Genomic DNA, 19,103 nt, shown 5'->3' with positions numbered 1-19,103 from the left:
GGGCACCCCTGACATGAACGCCAAGACCGAAGCGCCCAGCTACAACCCCAACGAGATCGAAGCCGCCGCCCGCGCCTACTGGACGGAACGCGATGCCTACCGCGTCACCGAGGACGCGTCCAAGCCGCACTTCTACGCCTGCTCCATGCTGCCCTACCCCTCGGGCAAGCTGCACATGGGCCATGTGCGCAACTACACGATCAACGACATGCTGGCCCGCCAGCTGCGCATGAAGGGCTACAACGTCCTGATGCCGATGGGCTGGGACGCCTTCGGCCTGCCGGCCGAGAACGCCGCGATGAAGGGCAAGCTGCCGCCCGCCGCCTGGACCTACTCCAACATCGCCCACATGAAGGGCCAGATGCAGGCCATGGGCCTGGCCATCGACTGGAGCCGCGAGGTCGCGACCTGCCAGCCGAGCTATTACAAGTGGAACCAGTGGCTGTTCCTGAAGATGCTGGAGGCCGGCATCGCCGAGCGCCGCACCCAGGTCGTCAACTGGGACCCGGTGGACCAGACGGTGCTGGCCAACGAGCAGGTCATCGACGGCCGCGGCTGGCGCTCGGGCGCGCTGGTCGAGAAGCGCGAGATCCCCGGCTACTACCTGAAGATCACGCAGTACGCCGAGGAACTGCTGTCGGCGGTCGCGAATCCTGAAGACCCGAACTACCTCAGCGGCTGGCCCGAGCGCGTGCGGCTGATGCAGGAGAACTGGATCGGCAAGAGCCAGGGCGTGCGCTTCGCCTTCCCGCATGCCATCGGTGGCGAGGGTGGCAGGCTGTGGGTGTTCACGACCCGCGCCGACACCATCATGGGCGTGACCTTCTGCGCCGTGGCGCCCGAGCATCCGCTCGCGACGCATGCGGCCGCCACCGACACGAAGGTGGCCGCCTTCATCGAGGAATGCAAGGCCGGCGGCACGACCGAGGCCGAGCTGGCCACGCAGGAGAAGAAGGGCGTGCCGACGGGCCTGTTCGTCACGCACCCGCTGACCGGCGCCCAGGTCGAGGTCTGGGTCGGCAACTATGTGCTGATGAGCTATGGCGACGGCGCCGTGATGGGCGTGCCGGCGCATGACGAGCGCGACTTCGCGTTCGCGAACAAGTACGGCCTGGCCATCAAGCCGGTCGTCGATGTCGGCGGCCAGGCCTACGACACGACGCGCTGGGCCGAGTGGTATGCGGACAAGGTCAACGGTCGCTGCATCAACTCCGGCGCGCTGGACGGGCTGGACCACAAGGCCGCCGTCGACAAGGTGGCCGAGCTGCTCGGCGAGCTGGGCGAGAAGAAGACGACCTGGCGCCTGCGCGACTGGGGCATCAGCCGCCAGCGCTACTGGGGCACGCCGATTCCCATCATCCACTGCGACGACTGCGGCGTGGTGCCTGTGCCGGAGAAGGACCTGCCCGTCGTGCTGCCCGAGGACCTGATCCCGGACGGCAGCGGCAACCCGCTGAACAAGCACGCCGGCTTCCTGAACGTCGGCTGCCCCAAGTGCGGCAAGCCGGCCAAGCGCGAGACGGACACGATGGACACCTTCGTCGATTCGTCCTGGTACTTCATGCGCTATTGCGACCCGACCAACGACCAGGCCATGGTTGCGGACGGCACGAAGTACTGGATGCCGATGAACCAGTACATCGGCGGCATCGAGCACGCCATCCTGCACCTGCTGTACGCGCGCTTCTGGACCAAGGTCATGCGCGACCTGAAGCTGGTGTCGGTCAGCGAGCCCTTCGAGAAGCTGCTGACCCAGGGCATGGTCTTGAAGGGGGCCTTCTTCCACAAGCCCGAGGGCGGCGGCAAGGACTACTACTGGGACCACGAGGTCGACGTCATCCACGACGAGCGCGGCGGCATCGCCGGCGCGAAGCTGAAGAAGGATGGCACGCCGCTCGAGTACGAGATGACGACCATGTCCAAGTCCAAGAACAACGGCGTGGACCCGCAGGCCCTGATCGACCAGTACGGCGCCGACACGGCCCGCCTCTTCGTCATGTTCGCAAGCCCGCCGGAGCAGACGCTGGAGTGGAACGACGCCGCCGTCGAGGGCGCGCACCGATTCCTGAGGCGCGTGTGGAACTTCGGCGCCCGCAATGCCGACGCGATCAAGTCGGGCGGCCAGGACTACGCCGCTTTGAACGGCGACGGCAAGGCGCTGCGCCGCGAGGTGCACAACGTGCTGAAGCAGGTCAGCTACGACTACGAGCGCATGCAGTACAACACCGTCGTCTCCGGCGCGATGAAGCTGCTGAACGCGCTCGAAGGCTTCAAGGCCGAGGGTCAGGACAGCGCCGTGCGCGACGGCTTCTCGGTGCTGCTGCGCGTGCTCTACCCCGCCACGCCCCACATCGCCCACCAGCTCTGGCAGGACCTCGGCTTCGCCGCCGAACTCGGCGACCTGCTCGACGCGCCCTGGCCCACGGTGGACGAGGCCGCGCTGGTGCAGGACGAGATCGAGCTGATGCTGCAGGTCAACGGCAAGCTGCGCGGCGCGGTCAAGGTGCCGGCCGGCGCCGACAAGGCCTCCATCGAGGCCGCCGCGCTCGCCAACCCCGAGTTCGCGAAGTTCAGCGAAGGCAAGGCGCCGAAGAAGGTCGTCATCGTGCCGGGCCGCCTGGTCAACATCGTCGTCTGATGAAAAGGCGAGCCGCCCTCCTCGGCCTCGCAGCCCTCGCCGGCTGCGGCTTCGAGCTGCGCCACGAGCCCGAGCTGCCGTTCAAGACGCTGGCGCTGATCGGCTTCCCGCCCGACTCGCCGCTGGCCCTGGGCCTGCGGCGCCAGATCAAGCGCACGCCGGTGCAGCTCGTGGACGACCCCAGTCGCGCCCAGGTCGTGCTGGAGGTGACGCGCGAGTTCCGCGACCGCACCGTCGTCGCGTCCACCACCGTCGGCCAGGTGCGCGAATGGCAGCTGCGCCTGAGCTTCGACTATCTGATCCGCACCGCGGCCGGCGAGCTGCTGGTGCCCAAGGTCGAGCTGCGGCTGTCGCGCGACATGAACTACACCGAGACGGCGGCCCTGGCCAAGGAGCAGGAGGCGGTCAACCTCTACAGCGCGATGCACTCCGACGCGATCGCGCAGGTCATGCGCCGGCTGGCCGCTGTGAAACTTCCGGCCTGAGATGCAACTCCGCACCGAAAGCCTCGCCGGCCATCTGGCCAAGGGCCTGGCCCGCATCTACACGGTGCATGGCGACGAGCCCCTGCTCGCGCAGGAGGCGGCCGACCAGATCCGCGCCGCCGCCCGCGCCCAGGGCTTTGGCGAGCGGCAAATCTTCACCGTCGCCGGCGCCTATTTCGACTGGGCCCCGGTGCTGGCCGCCGCCCAGGCGATGAGCCTGTTCGCCGAGCGCCAGTTCATCGAGATCCGCATCCCCGGCGGCAAGCCGGGCAAGGACGGCTCCGAGGCCTTGCAGCGTTACGCCGAGACCGCCCCCGACGACGTGCTGACCCTGGTCACGCTGCCGCGCCTGGACAAGACCCAGCTCAACAGCGCCTGGTTCACGGCGCTGGACGGCAACGGCGTGTCCCTGCGCGTCGAGCCGGTCGAGCGCCGCCAGCTGCCGGCCTGGCTGGCCCAGCGGCTCAAGGCCCAGGGCCAATCGGTGCCCGAGGGCGAGGACGGGCAGAAGGCGCTGGCCTTCTTCGCCGACCGCGTCGAGGGCAATCTGCTGGCCGCCCACCAGGAGCTGCAGAAGCTGGCGCTGCTGCACCCCAAGGGCGAGCTGACGCTGGCCGACATCGAGGCCGCCGTGCTGGACGTGGCGCGCTTCGACGTCTTCAAGCTCAGCGAGGCGGTGCTGGCCGGCAGCGTGCCGCGCCTGCTGCGCATGCTCGACGGCCTGGAGGCCGAGGGCGAGGCCGCCGTGCTGGTGCACTGGAACCTGGCCGAGGACGCCCGCGCGCTGGCCCGCGTGCGCGCCGCGCTGGACGCCGGCAAGCCGCTGCCGCTGGCGCTGCGCGAGGCCCGCGTCTGGGGCGTGAAGGAGCGCCTCGTCGAGCGCATCGCGCCGCGGCTGGACTCCGCACAGACCGGTGCCCTCGTGCAGGCGGCCCAGGTCTGCGACGGCCTGGTCAAGGGCCTGCGCCATCCGGACTGGCCCAGCGATCCCTGGGCCGCGCTGCGCCGCTTCGCGCTGATGCTGGCCGAGGCCGCAAGCGGCAAAAGCGGGACAGTTCTCACGGTGCGCTGAGCACGATTGGGCTATCGTCGGGGCGACAGCCCGAGACGCCATGCCCACCCTTCGCCGCCTCGCCCTTCTTGCCCTCGCGGCCTGCCCGGCCGCGGCATTCGCGGTTCCCGTCACCGTGCAGCTGCTGGGCCCCGACGGGCAGCCGCTGGCCAATGCCGTGGTGGCCGTCGAGGTCAAGGGCCGGCCGGCCCGCACCAGCACCGCCAAGGCCGAGATGGGCCAGCGCGACCGCCAGTTCACGCCCCAGCTCCTCGTCGTGCAGACGGGCACGGCCGTGAGCTTCCCGAACTTCGACACGGTGCGGCATCACGTCTACTCCTTCTCGCCGATCAAGGTCATCGACATCAAGCTCTACTCCGGCACGCCGGCCGAGCCCATCGTCTTCGACAAGCCCGGCGTCGCCACGCTGGGCTGCAACATCCACGACCGCATGAGCGCCCACATCGTCGTCGTCGACACGCCCACCTTCGCCCGCACCGACGCCAAGGGCCAGGCCCAGTTCGACCTGCCGCCGGGTGAGCATGTCGCCAAGGCCTGGCATGAGGGGCAGAAAGCACCGACGCTGCAAAGCCTCAGGCTCGACGTGCCGGCCGCTGGCGGCGCGCTGGCCCTGAACCTTGCCGAGTGACGGCAGCAAGATGCGCTGGCCGGCCTGGCTGAACCTGCGCCGCCTCGAGGGGCGCATCGTCGCCCTCTTCCTGGCGCTGCTGCTGGCCGTGCAGCTGCTCAGCTTCGGCGTCATCCGCGCCAGCATCATGCACAACGCCGAGGACTCGCTGGCCAGCCAGCTGCAGACCGGCGAGCGCGTGCTGCGCCGCCTGCTGGAGCAGCGCGCCGGCAAGCTGCGCGACGCGTCCGAACTGCTGGCCAAGGACTATGGCTTTCGCAGCACCCTGGGCTCGTCGCTGGCCGAGGCCGGCACGGTCGAGACCATCAAGGACGCCCTCGTCAACCAGGGTGAACGCATCGGCGCCTCGGTGGTCGCCTATTTCGACGACCAGCAGCATCTCGTCGCCGCGACGCGCGACGGCGCCGCGGCCTTCGGCATGGCCCTGGGGCAGCTGGTGAAGGACAAGGAGGGCAGCGCACTGGCCGTGCAGGGCAACCAGGTCTACCAGGTCGTCGCCGTGCAGGTGCGCACGCCGGCGCCGGTGGGCTGGGTGCTGATGGCCTTCGCGCTGGACCGCGGGGTGCTGGACGACCTCAAGGCCCTGTCCGAACTGCAGGGCGTCGTGCTGCTGCAGACGCCGGGCGCCCCCTGGCTCGGCATCGTCGGCAATCTCGACGCCGCCGCCGCCGCGGCCCTGCCCCGGCAACTCGGCATGCAGGCCCCGCCAGACGGCGCCGTCGAGCTGGCCGGCGAGCGCATGAGCGCGCGCTTCGTGCCGCTGATCGCCGGCGAGCAGCACCTCGGCGTGCTGCTGCTGCGCTCGCTGGACGTGGCGCTGGCACCCTACCAGCAGCTGCAGCTCATCCTGCTGGGCCTGACGGTGCTGGGCGTGTCCGTCTTCTTCATCGTCAGCGTGCTGCTGGCGCGCGGCATCAGCAACCCCATCACGGCGCTGTCGGCCTCGGCGCGGCGGCTGGAGGGCGGCGACTACGACACGCCGGTGCCGGCCGCGTCCAGCCTGGACGAGGTGCACGGCCTGGCCCTGGCGCTGGAGAACATGCGCGAAGGCATCCGTCGCCGCGACACCTTGGTCAACAACCTCGCCTACGTCGACCAGCTGACCCTGCTGCCCAACCGCGCCCGCTTCGCCGAGTTCCTGCAGCACCACCTCATCAACAGCGACACGCCGGGCGCCGTGCTGATGCTGGACCTGGACCGCTTCAAGCACGTCAACGACGTGCTCGGCCACGAGGTCGGCGACCGCCTGCTGCAGAGCGTGGCCGAGCGGCTGCGCGCCCTGTGCGCGCCGGCCCATTCGGTGCTGGCGCGGCTGTCGGGCGACGAGTTCGCCATCCTGCTGGCACGCACCGATGCACACGCCGCCAGCGAGGCCGCCCTGGCCATCCTGAAGGACTTCGAGCAGCCGCTGCAGATCGACGACGAGACCATCGACCTCGGCGCCGGCATCGGCATCGCCCTCTTCCCCGAGCATGGCCACGAGGTCAACCTGCTGCTGGGCCGCGCCGAGCTGGCGATGTACGCCGCCAAACAGCGCCAGTGCGGCAGCCTGATCTATCACGCCCAGCTCGATGCCGGCAGCCAGGAATCGCTGTCCCTGCTGACCGAGCTGCGCCGCGCGGTCGAGGACGACGAGCTGCGCCTGTTCCTGCAGCCCAAGATCGACCTGCAGAAGGGCCGCGTCATCGGCGCCGAGGCCCTGGTGCGCTGGCAGCACCCGACGCGCGGCCTGGTGCCGCCGATGCAGTTCATCCCTTTCGCCGAGCAGACCGGTTTCATCCGCGTGCTCAGCGCCTGGGTGCTGGCCGGCGCGGCCAGGTTCGCGCGCGAGGCGCTGGACGCCGGCCTCACGCTGCGGCTGTCGGTCAACCTGTCCACTCGCGACCTGATGGACCAGGACCTGCCGGCCAAGATCGAGGCCCTGTTCGCGCCGCTACAGGTGCCCCCAAGCTCGCTGTGCCTGGAGATCACCGAGAGCGCCATCATGGACGACCCTGAGCGGGCCCTGTCCACGCTGGAGCATCTGCACGCGATGGGCTTCAAGCTGTCCATCGACGACTTCGGTACCGGCTACTCCTCGCTGGCCTATCTGAAGCGCCTGCCCGTGGACGAACTAAAGATCGACAAGAGCTTCGTCATGGCCATGGAGCGCGACCTCGACGATGCGCGCATCGTGCGCTCGACCATCGAGCTGGCGCACAACCTCGGCCTCAGCGTCGTCGCGGAGGGCCTGGAGACGATCAAGGCCTGGGCCATGCTGGCCCGCCTGGGCTGCGACGAGGGCCAGGGCTATTACATCTGCAAGCCCATGCCGCAGCAGCAGTTCATCGCCTGGGCGCGCAGCTGGCAGCCGCCCGACACCTCGGCCATCGCGGCCGAGAGCGTCATCGCCAAGCTCGGCTAGCTGTCGCGGTCTTCCAGCGCCTCGCACAGGGCCGTCAGCCCGGCGCGCACCGTCTGCAGCCTTACGGCCTGGCGGTCGCCGCCGAAGTTCTCGCGCCAGACCTGGGCCGGCCGGCCGGCGTGCACCAGTGCCAGCCAGACGGTGCCGACCGGCTTGTCGACGCTGCCGCCGGTGGGCCCGGCGATGCCGGTGACCGACAACGCCCAGTCGATGGGCGCATGGGCCAGCAGGCCGCGCGCCATATGCTCGGCCACCTCGGCGCTGACGGCGCCGTGCAGCGCGATCAGGCCCTTGGGCACGCCCAGCAGTTCGGCCTTGGCCTCGTTGCTGTAGCTGACGACGCCGCGCTCGAACCACTCGCTGGAACCGGAAAGACTGGTGCAGGCGGCGGCGATCAGGCCGCCGGTGCAGCTCTCGGCGGTGCCGATGCGCTCGCGCCGCTGGATCAGCGCGACGGCGATGCGGTGGATCAGTTCGGATTCGTCGGCAAACATGGCATCACCCCACGAGCGCACGGTAAAGCGCGATGACGACGAGCGTACAACCGGCGGCGACGAAGTCGTCGAACAGGATGCCGAAGCCCTGGGCCCAGCCGATCTCGTAACTGCCATCCGCGCCGCGCTCGGCCTTGAACAGCCGGTCGGCCCAGCCCACCGGCCCCGGCTTGGCGGCGTCGAAGAAGCGGAACAGGCCGAAGGCGACGAGCTGGCCGACGAAGCCGGCCGGCGCGATCCACCACAGGATCAGCCAGAAGGCCAGCACCTCGTCCCAGACGACGGCGCTGGGGTCGGGCGTGTTCATGTCGCGCGCGGTGCGCGTGCAGGCCCACAAGCCCACCAGCGTGCCGAGGCCGATCAGCAGCGCCCAGGCGAGGTCGCTCATCCAGGGCGCGACGAGCCGGAACACCGCCCAGGCCCACAGCGTGCCGAAGGTGCCGGGCGCCTTGGGCGCGAGGCCGCTGCCGAAGCCGAGCGCGATCCAGCGCGCCGGGTGGCGGAGCATGAAGGCCGCGGTCGGCCGCACGGGCGCTGCGCTCATTGGTGCACCCTTCGGCCTGCGGCCTGTCCCGCCAGGCGGGAGCGAGCTTGCTTGGGGCGGCCCTGCGCGGCGCTCATGACGCGAAATGGTCGAAGGAGCGCAGGCCGTGCTCGACGGGCGCGCCTGCCGCATCGACAACGCGCAGGCCCGGCTCGGCCTCGATGCGGCCGATGCGCGTCAGCGCGACGCCGACGTCGGGCAGGCGCGCGCCGGGCGGCGCCGTGAAGACGAGTTCGTAGTCGTCGCCACCGGCCAGCAGGCATTCCTGCTGCACGGCCGCAGGCTGCGCGGCCAGCACGGCGCTGCGCGGCAGCGCGTCCAGGTCCAGCCGCGCGCCGACCCGCGAGGCCGCGAGGATGTGGCCGAGGTCGCCGAGCAGGCCGTCGGACACGTCGATGGCCGCGCTCGCGATGCCGCGCAGCACCTGGCCCAGGGCCAGCCGCGGCGTCGGGCATTCCATCGCGGCGCGCACGGTCTCGAAGCCGGCGCCGTCCAGCACCACCGTGCCGCGGAAAACCTCCAGCGCCAGGCGCGCGTCACCGAGCCGGCCAGACACCCAGATCTCGTCGCCCGCCCGCGCGCCGCTGCGCAGCAGGGCCTGGCCCGCAGGCGCCTCGCCGAAGACGGCGATGCAGATGTTGAGCGGGCCCTGCGTCGTGTCGCCGCCCACCAGCGGGACGCCATGCGCGTCGGCCAGGGCCAGCAGGCCGCGCGAGAAGCCGGCCAGCCAGGCTTCGTCAACGCGCGGCAAGGCCAGCGCCAATGTGAAGCCTCGCGGCGTTGCGCCGCAGGCGGCGAGGTCGCTGAGGTTGACGGCCAGGGCCTTGTGGCCGAGGCGCTCGGGCGCGACGGTGGACAGGAAATGCCGGCCCTCGACCAGCATGTCGCTGGAAACCAGCCAGCGCGCGCCCGGCGTCGGCACGAGGACGGCGCAGTCGTCGCCGACGCCGACGTCGACACCGGCGGATGCGGGGCGCTGGAAGAAGCGCCGGATCAGATCGAACTCACCCATGCCGGCGATTGTCTCCGTGTGGACATCCACAGCGACCGAACTGCGCCGCGGTGGCATGATTCCCAACCCCTCGGCCCTCGTGATCCTCGCCATGCCCAGCTCAGAAGAAAAACGCGCCCAACTCCGCCAGGCCGCCCTCGAGTACCACGAGTTTCCGACGCCGGGCAAGATCGCCATCGCGCCCACCAAGCAGCTGATCAACCAGCGCGACCTGGCCCTGGCCTATTCGCCCGGCGTGGCCGCGGCCTGCGAGGAGATCGTGGCCGACCCGGCCAACGCCTTCCGCTACACCTCGCGCGGCAATCTCGTCGCCGTCGTCTCCAACGGCACGGCCGTGCTGGGCCTGGGCAACATCGGCCCGCTGGCCTCCAAGCCGGTCATGGAAGGCAAGGGCGTGCTGTTCAAGAAGTTCGCCGGCATCGACGTCTTCGACCTCGAGGTCGCCGAGAACGACCTCGACAAGCTGGTGGACTGCATCGCCGCGCTGGAGCCGACCTTCGGCGGCATCAACCTCGAGGACATCAAGGCGCCGGACTGCTTCTACGTCGAGCGCAAGCTGCGTGAGCGCATGAAGATCCCCGTCTTCCACGACGACCAGCATGGCACGGCCATCGTCGTCGGCGCGGCCTTCCTGAACGGCCTCAAGGTGGTCGGCAAGGACATCAAGAAGGTCAAGCTCGTCACCTCGGGCGCGGGCGCCGCGGCGCTGGCCTGCGTCTCCCTGCTGGTCAAGCTCGGCCTGCCGCGCGAGAACATCTGGGTGACCGACCTGGCCGGCGTCGTCTACGAGGGCCGCACCGAGCTGATGGACCCGGACAAGGCCGTGTATGCACAGAAGACCGACGCGCGCTCGCTGCGCGAGGTCATCCAGGGCGCCGACGTCTTCCTGGGCCTGTCGGCCGGCGGCGTGCTGAAGGCCGACATGGTCGCGACGATGGCCGCCAGGCCGCTGATCTTCGCGCTGGCCAACCCGACGCCCGAGATCCTGCCCGAGGAGGTCCAGGCCGTGCGCGGCGACGCCATCATGGCCACGGGCCGCACGGACTACCCGAACCAGGTCAACAACGTCCTGTGCTTCCCCTACATCTTCCGTGGCGCGCTGGACTCGGGCGCGACGACCATTAACGTCGAGATGGAGATCGCGGCCGTGCAGGCCATCGCCGAGCTGGCCCAGGCCGAGCAGAGCGAGGTGGTCGCCGCGGCCTATGCCGGCGCGACGCTGAGCTTCGGCCCCGAATACCTGATCCCCAAGCCCTTCGACCCGCGGCTGATGATGCGCATCGCGCCGGCCGTGGCCCAGGCGGCGATGGACTCCGGCGTCGCCGCGCGCCCCATCACCGACTGGGACGCCTACCGCGAGAAGCTGCAGAGCTTCGTCTATGCGTCGGGCAACACGATGAAGCCCATCTTCACCGCAGCCAAGCGTGCGCCCAACAAGCGCATCGCCTACGCCGAGGGCGAGGAGGAGCGCATCCTGCGCGCAGCCCAGGTCGTCGTCGACGAGGGCCTGGCCCGGCCGACGCTGATCGGCCGCCCCGAGGTCATCGCCGAGCGCTGCGAGCGCTTCGGCCTGCGCCTGCAGCAGGGCCGCGACTACGACACCGTCAACGTCGAGCACGACGAGCGCTACCGCGACTACTGGCAGACCTATCTCCAGATGACCGAGCGCAAGGGCGTGACCCAGCAACTCGCCAAGATCGAGATGCGCCGCCGCCTGACGCTGATCAGCAGCATGCTGCTGCACAAGGGCGAGGTCGACGGCATGCTCTGCGGCACCTGGGGCACGACGGCCACCCACCTGCACTACATCGACCAGGTCATCGGCAAGCGCGCCGGCGTGAAGACCTATGCCTGCATGAACGGCCTCATCCTGCCGGGCCGCCAGGTGATGCTGGTCGATACCCACGTCAACTACGACCCCGACGCCGAGCAGCTGGCCGAGATCACCATCCTGGCGGCGCAGGAGATGTGCCGCTTCGGCCTGACGCCGAAGGCCGCGCTGCTGTCGCATAGCAACTTCGGCACCAGCAACTGCCCCTCGGCCGTGAAGATGCGCGACACCCTGGCCCTGATCCAGCAGCTCGCGCCCTGGCTGGAGGTGGACGGCGAGATGCACGGCGACACCGCACTGGACGCCGCCTACCGCAAGCAGCTGATGCCGCACAGCCCGCTGACCGGCGAGGCCAATCTGCTCGTGCTGCCCAATATCGACGCCGCCAACATCTCCTACAACCTGCTGAAGACGGCCGCCGGCGGCGGCATCGCCATCGGTCCGGTGCTGCTCGGCGCGGCCAAGCCGGTGCATGTGCTGACCCCGTCGGCCACCGTGCGGCGCATCGTCAACATGACGGCGCTGACCGTCGCCGACGCCAACGCGGCGCGCGGTTGAGGCCGGACCCGGAACAGGCCCCTGGGGCCTGTGCGCCTGTTCGACGCCTGACGGGGGCCCGCCGCGTTACCCCGGGGGAACCGGCCAACAGCGTCCGGACTCCCCCAATTGACAGAAGTTTTCGCGCCGAAAAATGCGTCATGATTCGGTCACGACGCCAGTAAAAACAGGAACTTGGAGAAGTGTGAGCGCAGGCTCACATGAGCCAATTCCAGACTCCGGCGCGGGGGGCCGGCTTGAGCTTTCGGGGTCGCTTCGGTACCATTACGGTTTCGAATTCAGGGTTAACCCGTGTTTTTGCTCTCGTGGTTGGCGCGCTCCGGCGCCTCGGCGGTGACCACCGCCCTGCTGCTTTCCGGCCTCGCCGGAGGCGCGCAAGCCAAGGAAGCGCCCACCGCTGCGCCCGCTCTGGCCGAGATTTCGCTGAGCGAGCTGCCCGCCCAGGCCCAGGAAACGCACCGGCTCGTGTTGGCCGGTGGCCCGTTTCCCTACGGCCAGGACGGCGTGGTGTTCGGCAATCGTGAACGGCTGCTGCCCCGCAAGGCACGCGGTTTCTACCACGAGTACACGGTCAAGACCCCTGGCGCGCGCAACCGGGGCGCCCGCCGCCTCATCTGTGGCGGCACGCCCCCCAGCGCGCCCGAGGTTTGTTACTACACCGACGATCACTATGCCAGCTTCAGGCGCGTACGCGCCGCGGCGGCCCGGTGAAGGTCGAGGGTTCAGCAGTTTTGTGACTTGAAAGGAGGATCGCGACCATGCTTTTGCAGACCGTCCGTCCCAATATCGTGCAGGCCATACGGGCCTACCGGGTCGAGGACTTGATGCAGGCCGCCCAAGAAGCGGGCCAGCATTTCCTGTACGCCAACCTGTCGGAGGCACAGTCCAAGCAGGACGTGCTCGACGGCATCGCGCAGGCCTTCCTGTTCCCGGCTCACTTCGGCAAGAACCTGGACGCCCTGCATGACTGCATGACCGACCTCGTCCACAAGGCCGGCAGCCAGCCGGGCTTCGTCGTGGTGCTGGAGCAGTTGCCCGACAACGTGCGCTTCGACCGCGAGGCGCGCGAGCAGCTGCTCGATGTCTTCCGCGACACGGCCGACTACTGGGCCGACAGGAAGATCCCCTTCCGGTGTTTCTATTCTTTTCAGTAGCCCGCTCCCAAGAAAACGGGTCATGGGAGCGGGCTGCTGAGGTGGCCCCGGTGGTTGAAAAGCCTGCGCCGAAAAGCGCGAAATCGACGATTGGCAATCCCAACTTCGGCGTGAACATGCCGATGATGTGCAGCGCCTTCGATACGTCGATGTGGCTCAATGCGGCTTGATGCCGCGCTGAACCCGCGAACGAAGAACAACGGGACCCTCGGGTCCCGTTTTCATTTCTGCGGCGGGACTTCCAGCGCCAGCGCGACGAACTCGTCGACCGGCACTTCCTCGGCGCGACGCTGCAGGTCGAAGTGGCCCGAGTAGCCGCGCTCGGCCAGCCAGTGGCCCAGGCTATGGCGCAACAGCTTGCGGCGCTGCGAGAAGGCGCTGGCGACGAGGGCGCCCAGCAACGCCGGGTCCAGCGCCGGCGGCGTCTTCAGCGGCAGCATGCGCACGATGGCCGAGTCGACGCGCGGCGGCGGGTCGAAGGCTTCGGGCGGCACATCCAGCACCGACTCGATGTCATAGCGCCACTGCAGCATCACGGACAGGCGCCCGTAGTCCTTGCCGCCCGGCCCGGCGGCCATGCGATCGACGACTTCCTTCTGCAGCATGAAATGCTGGTCGACGACGTCGTCCACCGCGTCCAGCAGATGGAAGAGGATGGGCGTGGAGATGTTGTAGGGCAGGTTGCCGACGACGCGCAGCTTGGCGCCCTTGACGACCGCCAGTTCGTGGAAATCGACCTTGAGCACGTCGCTCTCGATGACCTCGACATCGCCGCGCTTGCGCAGCCGCGCGGCCAGGTCGCGGTCCAGCTCGATGACGGTCAGCGGCTTGTGCCGCTCCAGCAGCGGCAGCGTCATCGCGCCCAGGCCCGGCCCGATCTCGACCAGGGTCTCGCCCGGCTGCGGGTCTATCAGGTCGACGATGGCGCCGATCAGCGCCTTGTCGGTCAGGAAGTGCTGGCCGAAGCGCTTGCGCGGGATGTGCTGGCCGCTCAATCGAGCCATTCGCGGACTTCGACGAAGGCTTTCGCGCGCAGGTCCTTGACCCAGTCCTGGTAGGCCTCGTCGTACTTCTGCTCGCGCAGCGCGTTGCGGGCCTGGTCACGCAGTTGCTTGGGCTCGATCTCGACGGCGCGGCGCTCCAACACCTGGATCAGGTGGATGCCGAAGCGCGACACCACCGGCCCCGAGATGCCGCCGAGGGGCAGCGCGTTCATCGCCTCCTCGAACTCGGGCACGAAGCCGCCGGCCCCCATCCAGCCGAGGTCGCCACCGCTCTCGGCGCTGCCATCCTCGGAGTAGGACTTGGCGAGCTGTTCAAACGTCGCCTGGCCGGATTCGATCTGGCGCTTGTACTCGACCAGGCGGCGCGCCGCGACCTCGGCGCTCAACTGGGGCGAAGGACGCAGCAGAATGTGGCGGGCATGGGTCTGCTGGCTCTGCGTCAGCGCCGACGCGCCGTGGCGTTCGACGACCTTGAGGATGTGGAAGCCCGCGCCGCTGCGCAGCAGCTGGGGCGCGACCTCGCCGGTCTTCAGACCCTTGACGGCCGCGACGAAGACGTCGGGCAGGCGGTCGACCGGGCGCATGCCGATCTCGCCGCCACGCGCCTTGTTGCCGTCCTCGGAGATCTCGCGGGCGACCTTGGCGAAGTCCTCGCCACCCTTGATGCGGGCCAGGGCCTCCTCGGCACGCGCACGGCGCTCGGCGACGACGCTCTCCGCAGCACCTTCGGGCACGGACACCAGCACCTGGGCGAGGTTGATCTGGCCGCCCTGCTCCAGCGCGGCGCGCTTCTTGTCGAGCCAGGCGTCGATCTCGGCGTCGGTCACCTTGATGCGCCCCTGCACCTCGCGCTCGCGCACGCGCTCGGTCATCATCTGGTCGCGCAGGTTCTCGCGGAAGCTCTTGTAGTCGGTGCCATCGGTCTTCAGGCGCTCGCGCAGTTGCTCCAGCGTCAGCTTGTTCTGCGCGGCCACGTTGGCGACGACGCGGTCCAGCTCGGCCTCGTCGATGCGCGCGCCGTTCTCGCGGGCATAGGTGACGAGGACGCGGTCCTCGATCAGCGCCTCCAGCGCCTGCTTGCGCAGGCCGGCCGTCTCGGGCATGACCTCGCCCTTCTGGCGGGCTTCCTGACGCAGCCTTTCGGTGCGCTGGATGACCTCGCTGGCGGCGACGACGTCCTGGTTGACGACGGCGGCGATGTAGTCCCCCGGCTGCAGCGTGGGCGTCTGGGCGGCGGCGTTGAAGGCGGCCAGGGCCAGCGTCACGGCAAGGATGGAGGGAGCGAGGCGATGCATCATGGTAGGAAATCTGAACTCGGTGAGCGGTCGGAGCTCAGCCTGCGGTAACCGGGCACATTGTCCTTCAAGACCTTGAGGGCGTTCGATCCGAGCTGCGACAGGCCGACCAGCTCCAGCTGCAGCATCAACCGCGTGTTGGTCTCGGCCCGGCCGGTGGACAGGCGCTCGAGGCCGAAGCGCATCACCCAGCAGCCGGCGTCGTACTCGAAGCCGGCCACCGAGTCGGTCAGGCGCTTGTCGCGCAGCGAGTACTGCACACGGCCGGCGCTGTACCAGGCGCCGCCGCAGCTCGCCTGCGAGCGCTGCGTCACCGGCTGGCCGTAGATCGGCCACTGCCAGGCCAGCTCGACCTGCTCGCTCTGCGCCCGCGCATAGCGGTAGGCGACGCTGAGGGTCTTGAACGGCCCCGGCGAATAGCGGGCCCGCAGCACCGAGCGCACCGAGCGGCCGCTCTCGGGGTTGAACTCCAGCGTGCCGTCGGCCCACCAACGCTCTTCCAGATGCGCGGCGGCGGCCAGCAGCAGGTCGGAGAAACGTTGCGTGACGGGTTGTCCGTCCGGCGTGACGTACTGGTCGCGGAACAGGAAGCGCTGCACCGCGCCCAGGCGCAGCACCTCCTCGCCCTGGGCCGCGCTGACCCAGCGGCTGGTGGCGCCGACGCTCAGCGCGTGCAGGTCCGACACCCGATCGACGCCGGAGAACTGGTTGTCGGTGTAGATCGAGTCGAAGTTGAAGTCCTTGGGCGCCGAATCGAAGTTGGGCAGGTTGCTCTGGTCGCGGAAGGGCGTGTTCACGTAGAACAGCCGCGGCTCCAGGCTCTGGCGCATCTCGCGGCCGAACAGCGTCGCGTCGCGCTCGAAGACCCAGCCGTGGTCGATGCTCAGCGTCGGGATCACGCGGCTCATGCGCGTGCGGCCGTCGGCCTGGGCGCGATCCAGGTCGTAGCTGGCGGCATTGACCGACACGCGCGGGATGAACCACCAGGCCTCGCCCCCCAGCGGCGCGGCGATATGGCCCAGCGCATGCACACGCTGGCCGCCGCGCGCCTGGGCCGCCAGAGCCGAGCCCGGCAGGTCGAAGCGGTTGTACTCCAGCTCCAGGCTGCCCTCCAGCCGCGCCTTGCGGCCCCAGGGCCGGAAGCTGTCCAGCACGGCCTCGTCGGCCGCCGTCGTCACGCGCACGCCGAGTTGGGGGCTGCGCTGGTAGGGCGTGTCGAACTGCGCCAGCGCATCGGTACCCTGCAGCGTCTGCCAGTGCTGCAGCCGCGCATAGGTGTCGATGACGCCCCAGGACAGCTCCTTCTGGCGGTTGACGTTCAGGTCGCTGGCCAGCAGGCGCGGCGTCTGGCTCTCGACGCGGCGCGACATGTCCTTCCAGTAGTCGTCGTCGGAGACGCGCTCGCTCCTGAGCCGGTAGCGCCAGTCGCCGAAGTTGCCGTCGTTGTTGAGCTTGAGGCTCCAGCGCGAGTGGCCGAACACGCGGTCGGTGGGCAGCAGGTCGACGTTGATGCGGCCGGCATGACCGGGCTCCAGGTAGCGGAACTCGCTGTCCAGGCCCACGCCGCGCTTGGTCATGACGAAGGGCGTGAACGTCGCATCGCGCTGGGGCGCGATGTTCCAGTAATAGGGCACGCCGAACTCGAAGCCGCTGCGGTTGTCCAGGAAGATGTTGGGCGGCAGCCAGCCCGACTTGCGCTCCGAGCTGAGCGGGAAGCTCATGGACGGCGCGGCCAGGATGGGCACGCCCAGGAAGCGCAGCACCGCGCCCTCGGCCTCGCCCTCGTTGGCGGCCAGGTCCATGCGCAGCCGCCGCGCCGAGATCTGCCAGTCCGGCTCCTGGTTCTCGACCGCGGGGCAGCTCGTGTAGGTGCCCTGGGTCGCGCTCAGATGCTCGCTGTCGATGAAGTTGATGACCTTGGCCTTGCCCGAGCCGCCGGTCGCGCCGAGAAAGAAGCTCGGCGTCAGGAACTCGCCCTCGAAGCGGCTCACATAGAGCTGCAGCGCCGGCCCGGTGAAGACATTGCCCTTGTGGCTGATGTTGACGTTGCCCTCGGCCTTGGCCAGGTCCTCGACGACGCTGTAGTCCAGCTTGTCGGCGCGCAGCAGCAGCTCGCCATAGCGCAGGTCGACGCCGCCCGATCCCTCCGCCCTCTGGTCGGCCTGGGCCGACAGCTTGCCGGCGCCGATGACCAGGGCCGGCTTGTCGCCGGGCCTGGCCGGCGCGCCCAGCACGCGGCTGCCACGCAGCGTCAGCGGTGCGTCCTCGGCCGGGGCCTGCTGCGCCGAGGCCTGCCCACAGGCGCACAGAGCCAGGGCGATCAGCGTGGGCAGCGGGGCGGGGCGGGGTTGGGGGAGCGGGCGCGGCACGGGCGGCAGGGGCTCGTTGTCTGAGCTCGTTGTCTGAGGGAGGCCGGGGCCGGCGATTCTTAGAATTTCATTATCCACGAGGGCCCTTCTTCCCATGACGCCACCCGAACTGATCGCTGCCCTGCAAGCCCACCCCGACGACGCCGATCGGCTGATGCGCGCCGCCTGCGCCGAACTACGCGCCCAAGCGGCGACGCCGGTCCCGCCCGACGCCGCCGCGCTGCGCGCCGGCCTGGCCCGCATCGCCCAGGATGCCTGGAGCAGCGGCCTGGACGCCGTGCTGCAGCGCCTGCTCGACGACGCGCCCCGGAGCCGCGCAACGGACGGGCTGGCCGCGCTGCTGCGCCCGCCCGAGCTGGCCTGGGACGAGGCACAGGAGATCGACTGGGCCGTGCGCCACTGGGAGACCTGCCGCGCCGAGGGCCGGCTGGACGAGGACCTGGCGGCCGACTTCGGTGAATACTGGCGCGGCCTGGAGTGGAGCGCACTGCGCCAGCACCTCGCGCTGCTGGCGACCCTGGGCGAAGGCCATGCCGAGGAGCGCCGGCTGCTGGCCCACATCGCCAAGACGTCCAGCCGCTATGTCGCCTTCGGGCCGCTGAAGCGGGCCATGGAAGCGCGCTTCCCGGAATTCTTCCAGCTGGGCTTCAGCCTCAGGTAGTCAGGGGCAGGTGGCGCAGCCGGCGGCCACCAGCCAGGGGTCCTTGTCCTCGCCGCCGAAGATCTCGAGCAGGAAGTCGAGGAAGGCGCGCGTGCGCGCCGGCACGTATTTGCGCGTCGGCATGCCGGCCCAGAGCGTGGTGCTGAACATGCGCCACTGTGGCATCACGCGTTCCAGGGCCTGCTCCAGCAGCGCGTCCTCGACCATGAAGCTGGGCAGGCCGGCCACGCCCAGGCCGTGCAGGGCGGCGGCGTAGTTGGTGTCCATGTGCGTCGTCGCCAGCGCGGCGCGCGAGGGCACGACGGGCAGCGTGATCTCCTCGCTGCCGTCGCCGCGCTGCAGCGTCAGGCCGCGCAGCAGCGAGGCCGTGGGCGGCAGCAGTGCGTCGTGCGCCTTCAGCTCGCTCGGGTGCTGAGGCCGGCCGCGCTGGTCCAGGTAGTCGGGCGAGGCACACATGATGAACTCGCTGCGCGCCAGGCGACGGGCGATGAAGTCGCCGTCCAGCGGCGCGCGCGACAGCAGGATGGTCAGGTCGTAGCTGTCGTCCACCGTGTCGACCGGGCCGGGCGAGGTGATCTCCAGCGACACCAGCGGGTAGTCGCGGTGGAACCGGGGCAGGTGCTTGGCAAGCTGGTGCACGGCGAAGGCCGGCGGGCACAGCACGCGCAGCAGTCCGCGCACCTCCTGGGTGGCCGAGGCGGCCAGCGCCGCGGCCTCGTCGACATCGGCGAGGATGCGCCGCGCCCGCTCCAGATAGGCCTCGCCGATCTCGGTCAGCGCCAGGCGCCGCGTCGTGCGGTTGAGCAGCCGGGTGCCGAGATGCTCCTCCAGCTCGGCCACCAGGCGCGTGACCACGGCCGGCGCCAGGTCCAGCGCCCGCGCCGCGGCGGCAAAGCTGCCCTCGTCGATGACGCGGACAAAGACCTTGATGGCGCGGAGCTGGTCCATCCTTCC

16 protein-coding genes are annotated in these 19,103 nt (G+C 69.8%); 9 read left to right on the top strand and 7 right to left on the bottom strand.

Going from position 1 to position 19,103, the window contains the following annotated elements; genetic code table 11:
* Positions 1-13 precede the first annotated feature (13 nt).
* Genes leuS through EV671_RS01405 form a run of 5 tightly spaced genes read left to right on the top strand, consistent with a single transcriptional unit; the run spans position 14 to position 7,227 of the window.
* Entirely contained in the window at positions 14-2,638 is a 2,625-nt protein-coding gene (gene leuS, locus EV671_RS01425; protein WP_132569271.1) for a leucine--tRNA ligase, read from the top strand.
* Positions 2,638-3,123 (top strand): LPS-assembly lipoprotein LptE, encoded by a 486-nt coding sequence (locus tag EV671_RS01420; RefSeq protein ID WP_132569269.1) that lies wholly within the window; start codon positions 2,638-2,640, stop codon positions 3,121-3,123. The genes leuS and EV671_RS01420 overlap by 1 nt, the downstream gene beginning before the upstream one ends.
* Before the next feature lies 1 nt (position 3,124).
* Positions 3,125-4,195: a DNA polymerase III subunit delta gene (gene holA, locus EV671_RS01415; protein ID WP_132569267.1), complete on the top strand. Its 1,071-nt coding sequence runs from the start codon at positions 3,125-3,127 to the stop codon at positions 4,193-4,195.
* Positions 4,196-4,235: 40 nt separating this feature from the next.
* Positions 4,236-4,823: a methylamine utilization protein gene (locus EV671_RS01410; protein WP_132569265.1), complete on the top strand. Its 588-nt coding sequence runs from the start codon at positions 4,236-4,238 to the stop codon at positions 4,821-4,823.
* Positions 4,813-7,227: a putative bifunctional diguanylate cyclase/phosphodiesterase gene (locus EV671_RS01405; RefSeq protein WP_243655530.1), complete on the top strand. Its 2,415-nt coding sequence runs from the start codon at positions 4,813-4,815 to the stop codon at positions 7,225-7,227. Before EV671_RS01410 ends, EV671_RS01405 begins: the two co-directional genes overlap by 11 nt.
* On the opposite strand, the gene EV671_RS01400 is transcribed toward EV671_RS01405, so the two are convergent.
* From EV671_RS01400 to thiL, 3 genes are all read right to left on the bottom strand, one after another.
* Positions 7,224-7,721: a CinA family protein gene (locus tag EV671_RS01400; protein WP_132569263.1), complete on the bottom strand. Its 498-nt coding sequence runs from the start codon at positions 7,719-7,721 to the stop codon at positions 7,224-7,226. The genes EV671_RS01405 and EV671_RS01400 overlap by 4 nt on opposite strands.
* Before the next feature lie 4 nt (positions 7,722-7,725).
* Entirely contained in the window at positions 7,726-8,265 is a 540-nt protein-coding gene (locus EV671_RS01395; RefSeq protein ID WP_132569261.1) for a phosphatidylglycerophosphatase A family protein, read from the bottom strand.
* Between the two features lie 73 nt (positions 8,266-8,338).
* Positions 8,339-9,277, bottom strand: a complete 939-nt coding sequence (gene thiL / locus EV671_RS01390) for a thiamine-phosphate kinase (RefSeq protein WP_132569259.1) — start codon at positions 9,275-9,277, stop codon at positions 8,339-8,341.
* A gap of 91 nt (positions 9,278-9,368) precedes the next feature.
* Between thiL and EV671_RS01385 the strand changes: the two genes are divergently transcribed.
* The 3 genes from EV671_RS01385 to EV671_RS01375 all read left to right on the top strand — a co-directional run bounded on the left by EV671_RS01385 (position 9,369) and on the right by EV671_RS01375 (position 12,820).
* Positions 9,369-11,666, top strand: coding sequence for an NADP-dependent malic enzyme (locus tag EV671_RS01385; protein ID WP_132569444.1), 2,298 nt, complete (start codon positions 9,369-9,371; stop codon positions 11,664-11,666).
* 291 nt (positions 11,667-11,957) lie between these two features.
* A complete protein-coding gene (locus EV671_RS01380) occupies positions 11,958-12,377 on the top strand; it encodes a guanyl-specific ribonuclease (protein ID WP_132569257.1) in 420 nt (139 codons plus the stop codon).
* Positions 12,378-12,424: 47 nt separating this feature from the next.
* Entirely contained in the window at positions 12,425-12,820 is a 396-nt protein-coding gene (locus EV671_RS01375) for a barstar family protein (protein ID WP_056873061.1), read from the top strand.
* Positions 12,821-13,041: 221 nt separating this feature from the next.
* On the opposite strand, the gene rsmA is transcribed toward EV671_RS01375, so the two are convergent.
* From rsmA to EV671_RS01360, 3 genes are read right to left on the bottom strand one after another with little or no spacing between them, the layout of a single operon-like run.
* On the bottom strand, positions 13,042-13,824 hold the full coding sequence (gene rsmA, locus EV671_RS01370; protein ID WP_132569255.1) for a 16S rRNA (adenine(1518)-N(6)/adenine(1519)-N(6))-dimethyltransferase RsmA: 783 nt from the start codon (positions 13,822-13,824) through the stop codon (positions 13,042-13,044).
* On the bottom strand, positions 13,812-15,122 hold the full coding sequence (locus EV671_RS01365) for a peptidylprolyl isomerase (protein WP_132569253.1): 1,311 nt from the start codon (positions 15,120-15,122) through the stop codon (positions 13,812-13,814). Before EV671_RS01365 ends, rsmA begins: the two co-directional genes overlap by 13 nt.
* Positions 15,119-17,488 (bottom strand): LPS-assembly protein LptD, encoded by a 2,370-nt coding sequence (locus tag EV671_RS01360; protein WP_243655529.1) that lies wholly within the window; start codon positions 17,486-17,488, stop codon positions 15,119-15,121. The genes EV671_RS01365 and EV671_RS01360 overlap by 4 nt, the downstream gene beginning before the upstream one ends.
* Before the next feature lie 94 nt (positions 17,489-17,582).
* Between EV671_RS01360 and EV671_RS01355 the strand changes: the two genes are divergently transcribed.
* Positions 17,583-18,149 (top strand): hypothetical protein, encoded by a 567-nt coding sequence (locus EV671_RS01355; protein ID WP_132569249.1) that lies wholly within the window; start codon positions 17,583-17,585, stop codon positions 18,147-18,149.
* On the opposite strand, the gene EV671_RS01350 is transcribed toward EV671_RS01355, so the two are convergent.
* The gene (locus tag EV671_RS01350; protein WP_132569247.1) at positions 18,150-19,097 is read right to left on the bottom strand and encodes a LysR family transcriptional regulator; all 948 of its coding nucleotides are present in this window, start codon (positions 19,095-19,097) and stop codon (positions 18,150-18,152) included.
* Positions 19,098-19,103 lie beyond the last annotated feature (6 nt).

This window comes from Roseateles saccharophilus (assembly GCF_004342485.1).
In the GTDB taxonomy this organism is placed as follows: domain Bacteria; phylum Pseudomonadota; class Gammaproteobacteria; order Burkholderiales; family Burkholderiaceae_C; genus Pelomonas; species Pelomonas saccharophila.
This window is presented reverse-complemented; position numbering and strand designations above follow the sequence as displayed.

Excerpts from the sequence above, each read along its gene's own strand:
- leuS (WP_132569271.1), top strand. The coding sequence starts at position 14 with ATGAACGCCAAGACCGAAGCGCCCAGCTACAACCCCAACGAGATCGAA.
- EV671_RS01420 (WP_132569269.1), top strand. The coding sequence starts at position 2,638 with ATGAAAAGGCGAGCCGCCCTCCTCGGCCTCGCAGCCCTCGCCGGCTGC.
- holA (WP_132569267.1), top strand. The coding sequence starts at position 3,125 with ATGCAACTCCGCACCGAAAGCCTCGCCGGCCATCTGGCCAAGGGCCTG.
- EV671_RS01410 (WP_132569265.1), top strand. The coding sequence starts at position 4,236 with ATGCCCACCCTTCGCCGCCTCGCCCTTCTTGCCCTCGCGGCCTGCCCG.
- EV671_RS01400 (WP_132569263.1), bottom strand. The coding sequence starts at position 7,721 with ATGTTTGCCGACGAATCCGAACTGATCCACCGCATCGCCGTCGCGCTG.
- EV671_RS01395 (WP_132569261.1), bottom strand. The coding sequence starts at position 8,265 with ATGAGCGCAGCGCCCGTGCGGCCGACCGCGGCCTTCATGCTCCGCCAC.
- thiL (WP_132569259.1), bottom strand. The coding sequence starts at position 9,277 with ATGGGTGAGTTCGATCTGATCCGGCGCTTCTTCCAGCGCCCCGCATCC.
- EV671_RS01385 (WP_132569444.1), top strand. The coding sequence starts at position 9,369 with ATGCCCAGCTCAGAAGAAAAACGCGCCCAACTCCGCCAGGCCGCCCTC.
- EV671_RS01375 (WP_056873061.1), top strand. The coding sequence starts at position 12,425 with ATGCTTTTGCAGACCGTCCGTCCCAATATCGTGCAGGCCATACGGGCC.
- rsmA (WP_132569255.1), bottom strand. The coding sequence starts at position 13,824 with ATGGCTCGATTGAGCGGCCAGCACATCCCGCGCAAGCGCTTCGGCCAG.
- EV671_RS01365 (WP_132569253.1), bottom strand. The coding sequence starts at position 15,122 with ATGATGCATCGCCTCGCTCCCTCCATCCTTGCCGTGACGCTGGCCCTG.
- EV671_RS01355 (WP_132569249.1), top strand. The coding sequence starts at position 17,583 with ATGACGCCACCCGAACTGATCGCTGCCCTGCAAGCCCACCCCGACGAC.
- EV671_RS01350 (WP_132569247.1), bottom strand. The coding sequence starts at position 19,097 with ATGGACCAGCTCCGCGCCATCAAGGTCTTTGTCCGCGTCATCGACGAG.